The sequence below is a fragment of the Mucilaginibacter sp. GW822-FHT03E02 genome (assembly GCF_058801545.1).
This window is the reverse complement of sequence record NZ_JBXANJ010000001.1, coordinates 5,576,471-5,592,891: the sequence shown is the minus strand read 5'-3', so window position 1 is coordinate 5,592,891 and position 16,421 is coordinate 5,576,471. Positions and strand designations below refer to the sequence as shown.

At 40.8% G+C, this 16,421-nt stretch carries 16 protein-coding genes and 1 pseudogene; 5 read left to right on the top strand and 12 right to left on the bottom strand.

Annotated elements, in window-relative coordinates; genetic code table 11:
• Window positions 1-75: 75 nt before the first annotated feature.
• Complete coding sequence (locus tag AC1RM2_RS23240; RefSeq protein WP_492987521.1) at window positions 76-1,776, top strand: serine hydrolase domain-containing protein; 1,701 nt, start codon at window positions 76-78, stop codon at window positions 1,774-1,776.
• Here the strand turns inward: AC1RM2_RS23240 and AC1RM2_RS23235 are convergent, their stop codons facing one another.
• The 4 genes and pseudogenes from AC1RM2_RS23235 to AC1RM2_RS23220 form a co-directional block, all read right to left on the bottom strand.
• Window positions 1,777-2,577, bottom strand: a complete 801-nt coding sequence (locus AC1RM2_RS23235) for a helix-turn-helix transcriptional regulator (protein ID WP_492987520.1) — start codon at window positions 2,575-2,577, stop codon at window positions 1,777-1,779.
• A 928-nt stretch (window positions 2,578-3,505) separates the two neighbouring features.
• A pseudogene (locus tag AC1RM2_RS23230) lies at window positions 3,506-3,943 on the bottom strand (ATP-binding protein).
• Between the two features lie 88 nt (window positions 3,944-4,031).
• Complete coding sequence (locus AC1RM2_RS23225; protein ID WP_492988279.1) at window positions 4,032-4,244, bottom strand: hypothetical protein; 213 nt, start codon at window positions 4,242-4,244, stop codon at window positions 4,032-4,034.
• Complete coding sequence (locus AC1RM2_RS23220) at window positions 4,162-4,416, bottom strand: very short patch repair endonuclease (RefSeq protein WP_492988269.1); 255 nt, start codon at window positions 4,414-4,416, stop codon at window positions 4,162-4,164. Before AC1RM2_RS23220 ends, AC1RM2_RS23225 begins: the two co-directional genes overlap by 83 nt.
• Before the next feature lie 153 nt (window positions 4,417-4,569).
• On the opposite strand from AC1RM2_RS23220, the gene AC1RM2_RS23215 reads away from it, so the two are divergent.
• A complete protein-coding gene (locus tag AC1RM2_RS23215) occupies window positions 4,570-5,466 on the top strand; it encodes a hypothetical protein (protein ID WP_492987519.1) in 897 nt (298 codons plus the stop codon).
• Between the two features lies 1 nt (window position 5,467).
• Window positions 5,468-6,343, top strand: coding sequence for a hypothetical protein (locus tag AC1RM2_RS23210; RefSeq protein ID WP_492987518.1), 876 nt, complete (start codon window positions 5,468-5,470; stop codon window positions 6,341-6,343).
• Window positions 6,344-6,645: 302 nt separating this feature from the next.
• Here AC1RM2_RS23210 and AC1RM2_RS23205 read toward each other — a convergent pair whose 3' ends face one another.
• The 6 genes from AC1RM2_RS23205 to AC1RM2_RS23180 form a co-directional block, all read right to left on the bottom strand.
• Complete coding sequence (locus AC1RM2_RS23205; protein ID WP_492987517.1) at window positions 6,646-6,798, bottom strand: hypothetical protein; 153 nt, start codon at window positions 6,796-6,798, stop codon at window positions 6,646-6,648.
• Between the two features lie 11 nt (window positions 6,799-6,809).
• The gene (locus tag AC1RM2_RS23200; protein WP_492987516.1) at window positions 6,810-7,154 is read right to left on the bottom strand and encodes a DUF1281 family ferredoxin-like fold protein; all 345 of its coding nucleotides are present in this window, start codon (window positions 7,152-7,154) and stop codon (window positions 6,810-6,812) included.
• Between the two features lie 48 nt (window positions 7,155-7,202).
• Complete coding sequence (locus AC1RM2_RS23195; RefSeq protein ID WP_492987515.1) at window positions 7,203-8,210, bottom strand: DUF932 domain-containing protein; 1,008 nt, start codon at window positions 8,208-8,210, stop codon at window positions 7,203-7,205.
• Between the two features lie 4 nt (window positions 8,211-8,214).
• Complete coding sequence (locus AC1RM2_RS23190) at window positions 8,215-8,382, bottom strand: hypothetical protein (RefSeq protein WP_492987514.1); 168 nt, start codon at window positions 8,380-8,382, stop codon at window positions 8,215-8,217.
• Window positions 8,379-8,513 carry a hypothetical protein gene (locus AC1RM2_RS23185; protein WP_492987513.1) on the bottom strand — a complete coding sequence of 45 codons (135 nt, stop codon included), beginning with the start codon at window positions 8,511-8,513 and terminating at the stop codon, window positions 8,379-8,381. The genes AC1RM2_RS23190 and AC1RM2_RS23185 overlap by 4 nt, the downstream gene beginning before the upstream one ends.
• An 82-nt stretch (window positions 8,514-8,595) precedes the next feature.
• A complete protein-coding gene (locus AC1RM2_RS23180; RefSeq protein WP_492987512.1) occupies window positions 8,596-9,168 on the bottom strand; it encodes a hypothetical protein in 573 nt (190 codons plus the stop codon).
• 608 nt (window positions 9,169-9,776) lie between these two features.
• Between AC1RM2_RS23180 and AC1RM2_RS23175 the strand changes: the two genes are divergently transcribed.
• Window positions 9,777-10,898 carry an SIR2 family protein gene (locus AC1RM2_RS23175; RefSeq protein WP_492987511.1) on the top strand — a complete coding sequence of 374 codons (1,122 nt, stop codon included), beginning with the start codon at window positions 9,777-9,779 and terminating at the stop codon, window positions 10,896-10,898.
• Window positions 10,888-14,832 (top strand): hypothetical protein, encoded by a 3,945-nt coding sequence (locus AC1RM2_RS23170; protein ID WP_492987510.1) that lies wholly within the window; start codon window positions 10,888-10,890, stop codon window positions 14,830-14,832. The genes AC1RM2_RS23175 and AC1RM2_RS23170 overlap by 11 nt, the downstream gene beginning before the upstream one ends.
• 61 nt (window positions 14,833-14,893) lie before the next feature.
• Here AC1RM2_RS23170 and AC1RM2_RS23165 read toward each other — a convergent pair whose 3' ends face one another.
• On the bottom strand, window positions 14,894-15,067 hold the full coding sequence (locus AC1RM2_RS23165) for a histone H1 (RefSeq protein WP_492987509.1): 174 nt from the start codon (window positions 15,065-15,067) through the stop codon (window positions 14,894-14,896).
• Window positions 15,068-15,142: 75 nt separating this feature from the next.
• Window positions 15,143-16,420, bottom strand: a complete 1,278-nt coding sequence (locus tag AC1RM2_RS23160) for a hypothetical protein (protein ID WP_492987508.1) — start codon at window positions 16,418-16,420, stop codon at window positions 15,143-15,145.
• Window position 16,421 lies beyond the last annotated feature (1 nt).

Below are 16,421 nucleotides of genomic sequence, written 5' to 3'. Positions count from 1 at the left end.
TTTAGCGAAGGCAAATTTTGTTCTATTTTGACTCTTTTTTTGACCCTAACTTTGAAAAAGTAAATTTTCCTAACCATGTTCAAAGTACATCAATCCGTTCGCTGGCTGCTTTTTGCCTGTTCTTTTTTAAGCTTACAAAGTAAACTGTATGCTCAAACTAACGAAAGCAATCTCGTTCAAAGCATGGACAGCTTATTCAGTTTTATTAAACCAAAGCAGCCCGGCTATATTGTTGGTATCATACGCGATGGCATATTTATTTATAAAAAAGGTTTTGGCCTGGCCAATTTAAACTACAATTCGCCAATGAGCGATAGTTCGGCTTTTTATATGGGATCGACCTCCAAACAGTTTACAGCAGCCTGCTTATTGCTGCTTGCTGACCAAGGTAAGATCAATATCAATGATAATATCCGGAAATACCTGCCGGAAATGCCTGAATATCGCCAGCCCGTCACGTTAGCAAACTTGCTGCACCATACCAGCGGGATAAGAGAATATACTTCACTTATGCTGTTCAGCGGGCATGATATTAGTTTTGAGGGGCTGTATAACAACGATGACGTTTTTAATATGCTCCGGCGGCAGCAGGCGCTTAATTTCCAGCCGGGTGAAAAGTACACTTACAGTAGTGGCGGCTACATCCTGCTTGCTAAAGTGATTGAAAAGGTAGCCGGTATGACCTTAAGGAAATTTGCCGATTCCGTTTTGTTTAAACCATTGGGGATGAACCACACATTTTTTGATGATAACCGGGATGAAATTATACCTAATCGTGTGGAAAGTTACTACCCCTACCAGAACAGTTACCGTCAGTACATCAAGGCTTTCGACATGGTTGGCGACGGGGGCCTGTTTACTACGTTGAATGACCTGGCCAAATGGGATGCCGCTTTTTACAACGACCGGTTGGGTATAATAAATTTTGCTGAAAAGTTGGGTGAGCGGTACACTTTGAAAAATGGACGCACGATCCCTTATGCGTGGGGCATCAACAATGACACTCACAAAGGCTTACGCATTTTAGAGCACGGGGGCTTTATGCTTGGGTATGACTCTGAGATATTGCGTTTTCCGGATCAGCATTTCACAGTGATCGTTCTGAACAATGCTCGCGGACGTATCTGGACAACGTCTTTAGCTAATAAGGTCGCTGATTTATATCTTGCAGCCTATGAACAAAATAATGCTCCAATCGTCGCAATTCCGACTCCAAAAATCAGGATAAGCAGCGCACGTGCGCTGGAAATTGCTGGAAATTACTGGAACGTCAATTACAATTACTACAATCAGATCGTGCTCTCTAAAGACACTTTATATTTTGACAATACTGACGGATGGCGATCTGCTTTGATTCCCCTAAGCCGGGATACCTTCCAGATTAAAGGTACCGCGATCAAACTATATTGTTCGGGTGAGAACATGCAATTTCATAATCCTGATGACCCGAACCCCGATGACCAGTTTGTAAAATATGATCCCGCACCTCCTCAGAACGCGCGCGAACTCGGAGGTTACTGTGGTACGTATTATAGCGATGAACTGAAAACCCGCTACCATATCCAGCAGACGGGAAATAGGGTTACCTTAACTATCAATCAAAATCCCCCAATTCAAATTTTTCCTGTTAAAGGTAACTTTACCTGGAACAGTAAAATCAAACTTTGGATCGGTATCGGTGAGATAACTTTTTTAACCGGTGTACAAAATAGGGTCAGGGGACTGGAAATTGGAGACCAGCGGGTAAAGGGCGTATATTTTAAGAAGGTCGATTGATTATGACCTGGCAAACTGTTTTGGCAGAAAGCCGGTATGCTGTTTAAATACCCGTATAAAGTGGCTTTGGTCAGCAAAGCCGGAGGCAAATGCAACATCAGTGAGCGGCATTTTCGCATGTCGGATAAGGCTGACAGCTCTTTCAGCTTTTAACTTGCGCATATATACGCCAAGCGTACAGCCGAAGTATTGCGGGAAATGCTTCGAAATTGTGATTGGGCTGACCCCACCGGCATCGGCGAGTTCTGCAAGCGTCAGGACTTCATTCCAGCGATCATGCAGGAGCTGATGTATTTGAGTCACCCACAATGGTGCGCGGCCGTTGATAATATAGCTGGCCTTTAAATCGAGCGCCCGCAATAACAGCATTTCAATGGAAACAGCGGTGCAATCGTCATCAGCGAGCAATTCTTTATAAATTTTAATGGCAGCAAATTTAACGTCCGGTATTTTTCTAACTGCGATTTCAATAGTAGAAGGATTAAATAAGCCACGCGCTAAAAAGACGTCTTCAAGTTCAATATTCAGTCCCCTGGAATATGCTCCTTTCCGGATGTTCTGATGGGGCTCCCCAGCATGATAAAATGCAATACTTCCAGCCTGCATCTCATTTTCTTTACAATTCCGTTTCTCGATGCTGCCTCCGTTAATTGTGAAGTAGATCTGGGCATGGTCATGATAGTGCATTGCATCTGCCTGCAGGTCACCCGGCTCGTAATCAGTTATGCAAACGGTGAAACCAGCGTTGCGGTTAGCAGCGCTAACATTCCCAAAGAAACTTCCTTCATGCAATGCAATCATTGGTAATTAATTATAATAAATGAACCGATAATTTACAAAAAGCTGCAGGACTTAGAAAATAAATTGATGGATATGAATTTAAAGTTCGATTCGGGCTATTGTCAGTATGGTCACCCAAGCTCTAATGTAATTTAAAAACGATACATAAAAACGTTCTCCGAGATAAGGGACATCCCAAAAGTCCGATAGAACCTAAAAAAGATTTTATAGCTTATTAATTTCAGATTTAAGTGCCGAGAGCAACTCACTCCTTCATTATGATAGCGTACCCTGGAACAATAATAACGCCGAAGCCGCAATAAAGGCATTCGCACAGCACAGACATCGAGTAAAAGGCCAATGCATCTCAGGGGAATAAGGTACTACCTGAAAATGCTGGCCGTTGCTCAAACCTGTCGCCACCGCAATATCTCATTCCTGGACTTTTTATGAAGGAAAAAAGAATTTGGGAAAATGTTCAGCCCTGTACTATGCTGGGTTAATTGCCATTTGAATAGGAAAAATTGTTTATTCACCACCTGAAGTATGAGCGCAAAATCCAATTGGATTCATGGGAAACAGCACGGCAATAGACCGTCACTTCCCCACCACATATGTCGTCTCATCCTTCGCTTCCGACATCACAAAAAACGCTGAATGGTCCCTACATCGGGAAGTTTGGAGAGTTTGTTATTTTTACTTGCTTAATTGGAGTTTTCTTGACAGAGTAAACCATTGTATATTGTTAAATGATTGGATAACAGCTTTAACAAGTACTATCATGGAAACTTTTGAATTCTCAACGTCCAATTCAAAATATAGATTATACATTTTGGGGTGGACACTGGACATCGAACCACTTATTGAGTCAATTTATTTTTATATCTTTCTGATTTATAAATAATTAAATAAAAACAAAGTCGATCTCGGAAAGACTGCTGCCCCTTTTCTAGTAAAAAGGTCCCTCCACTGGAGTGATTAACAGCCATTTATTTTTTTCTGAAATGTAGTCAAGGTCCCATTGCCTGCAGGAAATAATCTCTTCTTTTTTAGTTATTACCGTAAGCTTCCTGCACTGAGAAAATGAAGCCGTCTTTAGTCCCAGCCCAAAGCGGCCCAGGTCATTTTTGCTTCTTATTTCTTTGGGGTTTCATGTTGCGAGCCGCATAGCTTCGACGAGCTCGGTTTCGAGCATGCCGGCACCATTATCTAAAATGGCAAATACGAGCTCGGGCTGAGGCAACATAACAATTTTAACGTCAGAACAACCTGCAGTAAGGCTGTTATCAATCAGGTCTGCGACCGCAACTTCGAAAGAGTAACCAATGTCGCGTATAGACTCAATGAAATTTCCGACATTAGGGTCAACAACTTCCGTTTTTAGCATATTTATAATGGTCCAGGTCTTATGAAAGACAGTAGCGCTAAATTTACTATATTTTATAATATCCTAACTATACTGTCGCTGATATCGATTAATTAATTTTATTTAGCTGACCAATGAGCTTTTCCATCGTTAGCTCAAAATTCGATTTCTTAAGTTCACATTCCCACAGCACAATTTCCTGCCAACCAAGTTTTTGCAAGTTTTCTTGGGCGAATAAATCACGAGAAATGTTGCCGGATATTTTTTTTGATCCAATATTCAGTGTTTGACTTTGGCACCGCAGCAAATCGGCAGTTTTCATGCGCGTGCCAGAAACAGCCGTGTACAAAAATTGCCGTTTTATATTTGCGGAGAACTATATCGGGTTTGCCCGGCAGCTTTTTATCATGCAGCCGGTAACGAAATCCGTGCGCAAATAGGTATTTCCTTACTGCCATCTCAGGTTTTGTATTCTTACTGCGTATTCGCGACATATTATAGCTTCTTGCTTCTTTCGAGTGCCTGTCAGTCATGTCAGTAAATTAATAAATATTTATAATGCGTACTATACCTCTTAATACGCAAACCATCAAAGCTATAACGTATATCTTCCTGATCAATATCTTACACAATACATAAATTTGCACATGGAAACAGAAAAAATGAACCTGGCTGAAAGGGACCGCTATCGTGCCTACATCGGGATGTACGCAAACAATAATGTCAGCATCTGGGGGCAGTATGAAAGGCTGGCTGATTACATATTCGGATCATACCCGGGCACTGACAGACGTTTTGATGAAATCGCGGTACCTTTATTACACAAAATAGCACATGGCATTGAACTTGCATTGAAAGAAAATATCGCCTTTTTCTCGGAATATCATGATATTCAGCGTCTTACCAAATTTGACAATTGGACTGCATCAATAAAAAGCCACGAACTTGCCGATTTAGCAGAAGAATTTAAAATTGCTTATGGTAGACTGCATAAAAAATTAGGATTGGATTCGGCTGAAACAGCAGAATTCAATAAGTATTTCTTACCGCTTTTAGAGCTGATCAGCATACTCGACCGGTCATCTGAAACCTACCGATATGCCGAGAAGATCGGAAAGAACGGTGAATTCATCAAAATGAGCCTTGAGCATAACAAGCAGGTAGACTTTTTAAAGGTTAAAGAACTCTTTGATCAAATTAAAACTTTATTTATAGGCGCGCCAAACTCAGTAGGGCATTATACCGACTTCATTGACTATCAAAGGGCACATCCGGAATACGAAAAGGGAAGAGGATTTCTTTACTGTCAAAAACTCATTTATACTGAATGGTTTTTAAAACAGACGCAGGAGAAACTCGATAAGGAAATGATAAAAGTAATGGATGGAGTCTGGTTCGATCAAAAATCCGGGGAGAATTACGAAATCCAGGTTTGGGATGGGAGTATTTATATTATTGCTGTTGATATTTCCAAAGCACGTCAGACTGCCAAGGTAAAAGGGCATAAAGCCCAGAAGCCTAAAACTAAAAAGCATAAAAATTAATATGGCAAAAATCATCACAGGCCCTGAAATATACAACGAAAAGAGAAGGATACTTTTTTCTGCTTTTCACCAAGGCGGAAAAAAGAGAGAAATGGCCTTTGAATGGCTGGAGGGGTATAGAAAATCTGGCGCGCTGAATATTCAGGGGTATACGGGATTAAAAGCAGAATTGGGCTTTTATAAAAATTATAAAAAAGATTTCGGATTGGTCTTCGCCGGAGATGCAGGTGACCACACAGATTTCAGCGCTGTTTTTGATGGCAAGCCATTCCGGATCGATGTGACTACTAATCTTGACTTTAAAAAGCTGAAGGACTATGAACCGCTGCAAAAGGAAGACGATGATAAATATAAAATTGCATTGGTTAACGAGATCGGCGAACTTGTAGAACTGATAGATATAAATTATCCCTTTTGCCCGGAATGCGGAGAAGGCAGACTGATTGATACAACGGTTTTGTGCGCCACCAATTATAACAGTAAGGGAGACTGCTTATGGGACCAGGATCAGCAGCTTATCGGCATCTGTAATTATTGCCAGTATTTTGAATTCCACCAACTGATTACCAGTAGTATAAAAAAATATGGAGCCGAAATAGGTGATGCGCTTGAACATGAAATGTCGTTTACCGAAGAAGAATTTCCGGAAGATGAAAGAAAAAAAATAGATGTTGAGCATATTATAACCTCGCACACCAATGACATTGTACCCTATCTTAACAATGCTTTTAAGCGACCTATAATGGCAATAGGTGATTATGAGTACGAAGTTACTAACCCGGATGGCGATGGTCATTATGTACTAAAAAACTATTATCGCAAGAATTTTAAATTCCTGGATGAATACATTTTAAATGAGTATGAAATTGAATTATGATAAGGGTTGGCTTCGTTTTTAAATGAGAGTAGTAGCGTTCCGTCAAACTTATAATACGAAGGGGTAAAGAAATGCTTGTCTGCAGCAGTTTTCTATCTGGCAATAATTGTGCAATTAAAAACGGTCTGTCGGTTTAATGATATATTAGCATAACCAAGGTTCGAGCCAGCATCCAGTAGTCTGGTTCATCTCCAAGATGATACTTATCAGGATTTTTTCAATAACTCAAGTTGTCGTTTTAAAACTTTAATTGCGGCAGCAACGCCCGTCTGTTGCGGAGCAACAGCGGGCGATTTTGGATTTCATCGTATCTCGACTATTAACCCATCTTGACAATCTGCGGCTTCTGCTTCGGCATCCTCACGGTTATTAAAAACCAAATTATTGCCTTCCGTATCGGTTACAATAATGGCGTATTCCGGGCCACCAAAGGTCTCGATAATAATATAATTCATTTTTTTAAGATTTAATGGTCATTCATCACCAACAACGTTCCGCCGAAATAATGTGCCTCCCCACTTACTCCATTCATTGGTTCGGCGTATTCGTGGACAAACTCCAGTCCGAAATGGTCGGCCATCTGCCGGATAATATCGGTATTCGGAGACCAGCGGGTCTCATAAAACACAGTTGGGAACAAACTTAACTCCAGTTCAAAAAAATATCCTTCCTCCGCCTTCACAAATTCCGGTAATTGTCCCTTATCCTCGCTTCGCTGCTTCTCTAATAATACCCTAAATAAATTATTAAGCTTTTCAAGTTTGTCCGGTTCACCCCGGAACTCTACTGTATTTGAACACCAGTTTGCCATAGTTTTTAAATAATGGCAGATGCCGAAGCATCTGCCTGTTATGATTCTTTAATTCAATAATAATGCGCTGTTTCCCGCTTTGGCAAAACCATTGCAAAGGTTAAAAGCCACCTGTGATCGGTCTTGCCCTGTTCCGTACATGATGGATTTAAATTTACTTTCATCATCACGATAGCTACGGACATTTTGGTAGTACCCTGTCACAGCATTATACGTCCCAAACAAAGTACCTTTCACGGAGCTTTCCTGCTGGCTATCTGCGGTCATGGCGTAATCAAACACACTTGATACCATGTTGTTGTAATGGCTTGATAATTCTTCATCCTTGCCCGTTTTCAGCTTTTCGTAAGTTTCCTTGTTCGGTATCATTGCTAATTGTATCAGCCGTTTGACCTGCGGGTCTGTTATTCTTACCCTTGCCCAACGGTTAAAGATAGCTTCTAACTCTATTGATAATTGGTCGGATATACCTAACATTTTATGTGCTGATTTCAATTTTTCGGCGGCACTGGCGGTATGTCGTATTTTAATGCAGTTACTGCAATTGTTCAGTGCGGCATTTAAAGTATTGGAACACCATATTCTGACTGGTGTAAAGGCGATAGTGATACTGCCCAAACCGTCATGGGTTGATGTCAAAAAAAGGTACTGGTCAATCAGGTCGTTACGTCCAACCTTAATATAATCGGGCAGTTTTGCAGTTATAAAAATGGTTTCACCGTAACCTAATGCCCCAGCGGTTTCATAGCGAATGCCACCGTTACCGCCTACGATGCTGTCGAAAAAGCTAAAAGCCTCGGTGTTCTGCACTACTTCGTAATCCTTGCCTATCTTATCGCCTAATATGGCTTCCGTATCGGTTCGGAACGTGTAAAAACTGTTATCGGAAATGATGTTGTTGCCACTTGGCAGGGTATGCAGATTGGGGCGTTTCATTACCTCGAAATCTAAACCCGCCTGTATCATGGCTTCGGCGCTTGTCGCGTTTTTGGCAATGGTCGTTCCTAAAATGTGCCATACTTTAGGCTTTACTATGTTATTACTGTAATTTGTCATGACTTTACTTTTTGGTGTTTAATGGAATAATTTTAGTTTCCAAAACCTCGACGTTTGGCGTACTGCTTACGCTCAACTTGGTTTTGGCTTGGAGTTCCGCAATAGCATCGTGGATACTTGTATGGGTGGTTCTGATACCCACCTTTATCAATAAAAAAATGCTTTCTTTCATGCCTGATAGTCATATGCGTTTAAAAATTCGTTCAACTCAAATTGAAATAAGGCGGGATTGTCTTTTGCCAACTCCTGTGCATAACCAGCCCAATAAATCTGGTTGGTTAATTCGATGAAAATCTCTAACATTGCTTTAGAATTTAGAATGGTTCAACCATTTTGAAATATGCCCTATGTACTCCGAATACATAGGGCATTTCCATTTGCACACTCAAAAAGGGATTACTATGCTGGCTTCCACTTCGGCCAGTTTGTCGATACAAAGCTGTTTTACCTCGTGGGCGACATAGGCGATAATGTAAGGGTTCTTGGTAACGAACTCGTTGCCGTCATCATCGGAAATCACGAGTTCGCAACGTTGAAAACGGCTGTCGCTTGCCATATCGTCCTTATCATCGTTTTGGGCGATGGTAAAGCTGTCGAGGTTGCCAATAGTGTTTTGCAGTTTGTTTTTTTGGGCGATTTTCTTGCTCAATGCTTCCACCACTTTCACGGTATCGGCCAACTTGCGTTCCTGCTGTTCCCTTAACTGTTCTTTAATTTCCTTTTTGGTCGGCTCGGCCTGTGGTTTGGCTTCCCCTGCCTTTGGCTGTTCTGTCTGTGGTGCAGGTGTTTCGACTTTGGGTTCTTCCTTTTTCGGCTCGTCCTTTTTATCGTTAAAGGCTGTGCTTACAGGCAGGTTATTGATTTTTTGCCCGTTACCTGCGGTATCTGTTTTATTGGTTGCGGCATTACTATCAGCTTTATTAACTATTCCGTTTGTTTTAACTTCTGTGGTTTTCATGATTTTTTAATTTTAAATGGTTACTAAATTTTACTCCTTGCTGTGATGGTCTCCGGTCTGCTGTTTCCGCTGTGCCGGGGGCGCTCTGCTTTTCTGTATGTCCATATCCGTTATGTTTTTCAAGGTCACCGTCGGCATGAGCCTCCGGTGGCTTTTTGTAAGCACCCTGACCTGAGCACGGCGGGCTGAAGGGCAAGACTTTGCGGAAAAAAATACGACCCCGGAGCGCAGCGGAGTGGGTGGAGATTTTTTTCCAGCAAACCCGCAGGGCCCCGGTCTTGACATGCAGACCCGGCGTTCAGAAATTTGCTTGCGAAAAGGCCAGTGGAGAAAATGGGAGGAGTTAAAGAAAGGTGATAAATAGGAGCAAAAAAGCCTGGTGGGTTGGGCGATGCGCCAGCGAAGCCCAAGCCGGCAGGTGTTTTAAAACGCAGTGAAGCGGCTGAGGAACGAAGCGGCTGGAACTGCTGGTTTAAAAGGGATTAATATTATTGCTTTTATACTTTTATTATTGGGATATTTGATAAACCTTAATGATAACCTTGTCAATGATTATGACAATGTGCATTATATTAATTGATTATAATAATTTCTAATAGGCTGATATAGTGCAAAATGAGCCAATATTTTCTGTAGAAGAATTAGTCGCCAACAATGAACGTAAAGGGAAACTAATTGCGTTAATAGGTTCTGGTGATGCTATATTGATGGCTGGCGCGGGCTGTTCAGCCTCCCTTTATCCGTCGTGGCGGGATTTTGTAGATAAATTAGACAAAGCAGCTAAAGATATAGATCCGGATTTTAACCAGGACAAGGATGCTTTTCTGCCGTTTGCCGACGCAGTGAAAGAATGTTTAGGCGAGGATCGTTATTATACATTGATTTATCAGACATTTCAGCCAGATAACGAAGGGGCAACTCATGAAGCTTTTCATGAAACTTTGTGCCGATTGCCTTTTAAAGCGATAACGACAACAAATTATGATATTGTTTTAGAAAGTGCGCTAAATAACATCAAGCCCGCTTTAGATATTTCACTTCAGTTTGAGAGTTCGATGAAAATCAGGCTTTATGAATTTCTGCAATCCTTGAACCTGAATTCTAAAACACCAAAGCGAGTGTTGCACATCCATGGAAAGTTCGACATAAAAGAAAGTATCATATTAAGCGGCAAAGAATATGAATCGAAATACGGTTTTGCCCTCGTAAAGAATGATGTGGACTTATTTGACCAACTTCAGGACGGAAACTTAACGAAAGAACAATTTCAGCAACTGCTTTTGCAATATGGTTATGAATGGCCAATCAAACGAAAGATTTTATGGTCAATACTGGCGACTAGGCGTGTGGTGTTTATGGGCTTTAGTCTTGACGACCCCTATTTCCGCCGAATGCTGGATCATGTTAAAGAAGACTTAAATACTTATGGTGCGGAAAATCACTATGTGGTTTTGCGTATTACAAAGTCTTCAAAAGAACAGGTCATTACATTTTCTGATTTGTTGAAACGGGAATACGGCATTATTACTGTCTTTTATGAGGACGAAGAAAAAAGCTACAAAGGGTTTGAAAACTTTATCTACGAATTGGGAGCTGCGATATTACCACAAAAACCAGCAAAGGTTGCCTATGCAGAAGAAGTTGTTGCAAAAGCAGAAGAAGCACATGGCGATGATGATTTAACTGAACAATTATTTAAATTAAGCGGTGAGCAGGACAATGAAGATTAACAGAACAATACTATTAGACCAGCTATACGAGTTTTCACTCGGTGATCATGGATTGATTGTCGGCAAGCCGGGTATTGGTAAAAGTTATATGCTCCGCGAGTTAAAGAAGAAACTACTGGATAATAATATACTTTCCTTCATCATCAAAATAGACAATGCTTTTGACAGTTCAGATCAGGCAATTGCAACGGAATTGAAAATAGATGGCAATTGGCTTGATACTTTAAGCAAAATTAAGCTTCGCAACGAGCATAAAGCAGTCTTGATTTTTGATGCCTTTGATGCTGCGAGGGATGAGAATATCCGTAAAGGCTTTCTTATGCAAATAAAAAAGGCTAAGAAATTATTGCAAGATAAATGGCACATCCTGGTTAGTGTTCGTACTTATGATGCATCGAAATCAGTTGAACTTATTAATCTTTTTCCAGGCGACGCTAATAGAAGCGATATAAATTATTGCAGAAAAATTGAAATTGAAGAATTATCTGATGCAGAATTGGATCAGGTATTTGCTCAGAATGTTAAACTCGGCGGTTTTTATCAAAACAGCAGCCGGGAACTAAAGGAAATATTACACATACCTTTTTTCTTACAACTTTCAGAAATTATTATCGGTGAACTTAATGCTACAGAATTAGAGGAAATTAGAAACATTAAATCAGAAACGCAATTGTTGAATACGTTTTGGCAGCGAAAGATTTTAAATACCGACAATCACCTAGCTAAAGAACAATTGCTGTCAAGTTTGACCTCGGCTTTAGTGCAGCGCCGTTCCCTTAGCTGTCCCAAATCTGAACTGTTACCATCATTAGCGAAAGATGATCTGCAATCATTTGAATATTTACGAAGTGAAAATATATTAGATGAAATATCATTAAATAATTCCCGTATTGCGTTTTCACACAATATACTTTTTGACTTTGCTGTTAGCATTTACTGCCTGAATAGCGATGCCAGGCAATTATTGAAATTCATCAACGACAATACGACACGTCCGTTCTTTCTGCGCCCAAGCTTTCTATATTTCTTTACTGGTTTGTGGTATTTGCATCCGGCGACATTTTGGTCGCTTTATGAGCATCTAAAAACGGAGACATCAAAAGAAATCCAGTTAATGGTAAGGCTTATTCTTTACGGCGTAATTGCTACTGAATATGCCAATATCAACGAAATATCAAATTTATTAAATACAAAAAATGCTGCGGATGACGTGAATATTAGAAACCTACTTCAGTCTATTCGATTTATCAGAAGGCGGACCTTAGTGCAGGATGTTTGGCTGCTAAAGCAATTATCAGATCAACTGTCTGTCGCCTATATTTTTGAATTTGCCTTTTTATTAGAGCGGGCGATTAAAGATTATCCTGATAGCGAGTTATTTGCCGCTTGTGGCGAGTCGTCGAGAAACCTCGTAAAATTCGTCCTTAAAAACCGGGGAACTGAATACAAGCAATATTTGGATCGAATAGCTGCCCAACGCGGGATTGAACTGGTTGCTAAGACCTATGTTACTGACCCGGGTGCCTCGCGCGAAATATTAGGGAGGATACTCGGCTTAATCAAGGAGCCAGGTTTTGAAATTGCGTATTTCACTAACCTCTCGGAATACAGCAGCTATATTATTCCAATTGATCCGGAGTTTGTTGGCAGGGTTTACGTCGCCATATTCAACTATCAGGAAAATAGCCAGGAACAAACAAGGATGGGTACTGGTGTGGTAATGAACCTTCTAAGCAACCGCAAGCAGGACTTTGAATTGTGTTATTATCGCCTGCAAAAGCTTTTCCCCGACTTCATTACCGATGCCCCCGATATTGCACTGCCTATAGGAATTCAAATTGTCAATAAGGCGGTGTTAGAGGATAGAATGATGGACAGATCTATAAAAAGCACTCCCTTTAAATACGAGAACTTGAATGCAGAAATTATCCACGACTTTTCGTCTATATGGGGAGACCGGTTATATAGCAATAAACCGGTGGAGATTTCATTTGATATCATTCATTTTCTTGAATCGTTAATTGAAAAAAATGACCTGCAAAACCTAACGAAATTTCTTAAAGTTTTTATTTCTGAAGCAAAAGTCGGTTTTCTTTGGAAGCAGTTCTTCAAATTAGCTGCTAAATATCCGGAGCAATTAATTCAACAAGTCTACCCGATAATACTTGTGCCAAACGTTTTTACTGCAAGTGAAACCTCATACGAGATCCGAGATTTAATCGAGAAAGGAATCGAGTTTTTAACTGATGAACAAGTGCTGAAAATCGAATATTTGATGTTTGGAATGTATCCGGCAGAAACAAAACCTAACGTCCTGCATACAGCGCTTTCAAGAATACCTCCGGAACGCTTGCAGACCGAAGCGGCAAAACTGTTTATGGCCGATAAAAATCAGATTGAAAACGAGCCGGGAATTCGTTCTTCGTTTTCATCCTCCGTATATACTAACGAAGAATGGTTGAAAGACCAGGGAGTTGATATTAGTACGCCATTGTTTAAAGACTTGAACCGGTTGGTTAACCAGATGGACGCATTTAGCCATACCTTTTTAAATAGTGAACCCATTTACAGTGAATACAAGCCTGTTTTAAGTTTGAGCAAAGAAGCTTTTTATAAAGTCCTGAAATCCGATAATGTACCTGTTGAACTGTTTTTTACGGTAATTAATTCCATTGCAAAAACAGTAGCAATAGCTACACGCAATATGGAAGACCTAACGGAAGAAGATTATGCTTTTATCAAAAAAACCTCGCTATTTGCTTTCAACTATTTGTCAAAATTTGACGATGACAATGCAAATAGTTCACCTGCACGAGGATATTCGCCAACACCGAGAATTGAGGCGGCTGAAGCACTATTAAACATTTATGTTTATAGGAAAGATAACGAACTACTTGTTGATTTGGAAAAGGCATTGCAGGATAAAAATTCTGTTGTGCGCTTTCATTCCGTTAGAAATCTGATAAAACTTTTCAATGCGGATTATTTGCTTTACCGCCGATTATTGATTGAACGTCTTGAAAACGAAACAGATTTTTTTGTTTACAGCACCTTGATGCAAAATGTGATGTTCAAGAATGCGACACTAAAAGATGACGCAACTCAGCTGCTAAACATTGCATATTCAAAAACAGAATTTTTTACTCACAATAATTCGTTCCTGGATAGTTTTTCAGAAATGTTATTGTGGGCACTGGCTCAAGAAGTAGAAGTTGCATACACTATACTTTATGAAGCTTATAGGTATCCGGAATTTTGCCACACCATCATATTCAGGATGTTTGAAAAAATGCATCCGTCTTTTCCTGAAAACGACTACAGCAACCCCGATGAGCAGACGAAAAAGAAAATTGATATTATCCTACACTATGTTGAACAGGCCGGAAAGGTGTTAGTCGATATCCCCGATGAAAGGTTTACTATGCAATTACCCGAAGTGGAGTCGGCGTTTAAGATCATTGATCAAGTGGTTATGCGGATATATTTTGACATTGACGCAAAAACGTACAACCGAAGTGATTTTAAGCTTCCTGTAAACGAAGAGAACAGGCGTTATTTTTACTTTTTGGTAAAGCCTGTTTTTCAAAAAGTAATTTCAATTTCAGAAACCATAACAAACAAAGGTTTTATCATTGGTCACACGGCGCATTACTTTATGCAAACTTTGAACATTCTGTTACATTATGATGCCAAAGACATACTGAGGATGTTGGCCGCCATTACGCGGTGCTCAATACAAGGGGGATACACACTGGATTCGTTCGCGATACAAGAGGTCGTACATATAACAGAAAAACTACTGGCAGACCATCGCAATTTATTATTGGAAGATCAACCATTTCAAGACCTTTTGGATATCCTTGACATTTATATCAATTCGGGATGGACAAACGCATTAGAGTTGTTATGGCAATTGGATGAGATATTTAAATAAGAAGCCTGACCTGACCAAATTGACAGATTAGGCTTCATTACATTTATATAAATATAAATGACTAACTATTCTTCTTGTTGGTTACCTCGGTGCGCACCTCCTGCGCAGTTACCTTCAATTGCTGCATTGCGTTACGCAGCCTGGTTCCGGCGGCGTTATTGCCGTTGTTGTAAAATTTCTCCGCATCAGCTTCCGCGGAGGCGATCAGTTCCTTTAATTTTGCGATCTGCTCCATAATAAAATAATGATTTAAAAAGTGAATAATAATTGTTTTTTCGTTTTTAAAAAGCCGCAAAGATAGCTTTCCGGTCTATACACTCATACCGTGTTCCTGTTCTTTTTCCTTGCCCTTTCCTTTGCCTACCTGCAAGGTTTGATCCAATTTCGGCTCCTTTAAGAACTGTTCCCGCTTTTCGGGTTTACCATCCTCCCTGAAGAAATTCAGTTGACTATAACGCGGCACGGCTTCCATAAACAGCTTGGTATCCTGTCCGTCTTTAACAGTCGTCACCAGAGGGCGGTTACCGTTTTCCAGGGTTTGAATTAAGGCTTCCTTCTTTTGGGGGTCGTTCAGTTCCTTGATCTGGTATTTATCCAATACTTTTTCCAGTTCAAAACCATAGGTCGGTACATGGTACTGGTTGGTCTGGTAATTCTGGTATCTGTCCTTCGGGCTGTCCATATCCAACTTGATCCAGGCAGCATAGCCCTGTCCACCCAGGTTCAGCAGGTCATTGCGAAAAACAGACCGGCCCTGTATCAGGTTAGCAGCCTGCTCCGCGGTAAAGCCCCTGCCACGTTCAACGAAAAAAGTTTGTGTTTGGGCGGGCGTACGGAACGTTCGCTGGAAGTCCTTGGCTACATAATTAACCTTGCCTTTTTCCATCTTGGCCAGTTCCACCTTATTGGCCGCATCCTTGCCTACAGCCAACTCACTGTTGCCTTTTTGTTCTTTAAAGAAGCTGATGGCCTCGGTTACATTTTCAAAGGATTTGACCAGGTTCTTGCCCGGTGCCTGCGCATTGGGCGTAATGACCATGTATTTTTGTCCATCTTCCAAACCCTTGCCGGTGTTCAGGGCCACTTCGTATTTATTAAAAAAGTAATTTTCGGATTGGCCGGATTGCCTGAAATGAAGCGTGAGGTCAACCTGCCCCTTGGCGCCGTTGACCTTATCGTTCAGTGTAAATTCCGGCACCCCTTTTTCGATCTGTTTTTCCATTTCGGCTGCCACTTTATCCTTAAAGCCCAGCTTTTTTAGTTCCTCTTTGAGATTTTCCAAATTGTTTCTGTTCATATCAATACTGTTTATGGTTAATGAATTTGCTTGTTTTAACTCTTCCAGCAACTGGTTGACGTGCCGGTAGTAAACGGGGTATTCGTCGCCCCCTCCCGGCAGGTACCCGAAACCCGACTTTACTTCCAAATAGTCGAGGGCTTCACCGATGGTGTCAAATAAACTCAGCTGATGCGGTTGTAGATCCATGTCTGCGGGCCGCAGTTCAAACACAACGTGATTTAGCCCGACATCCTGGGCATCTTCGAGCATTGCGATAATGACCTGTGCATGTTTGGTTTCCAGCCGCATA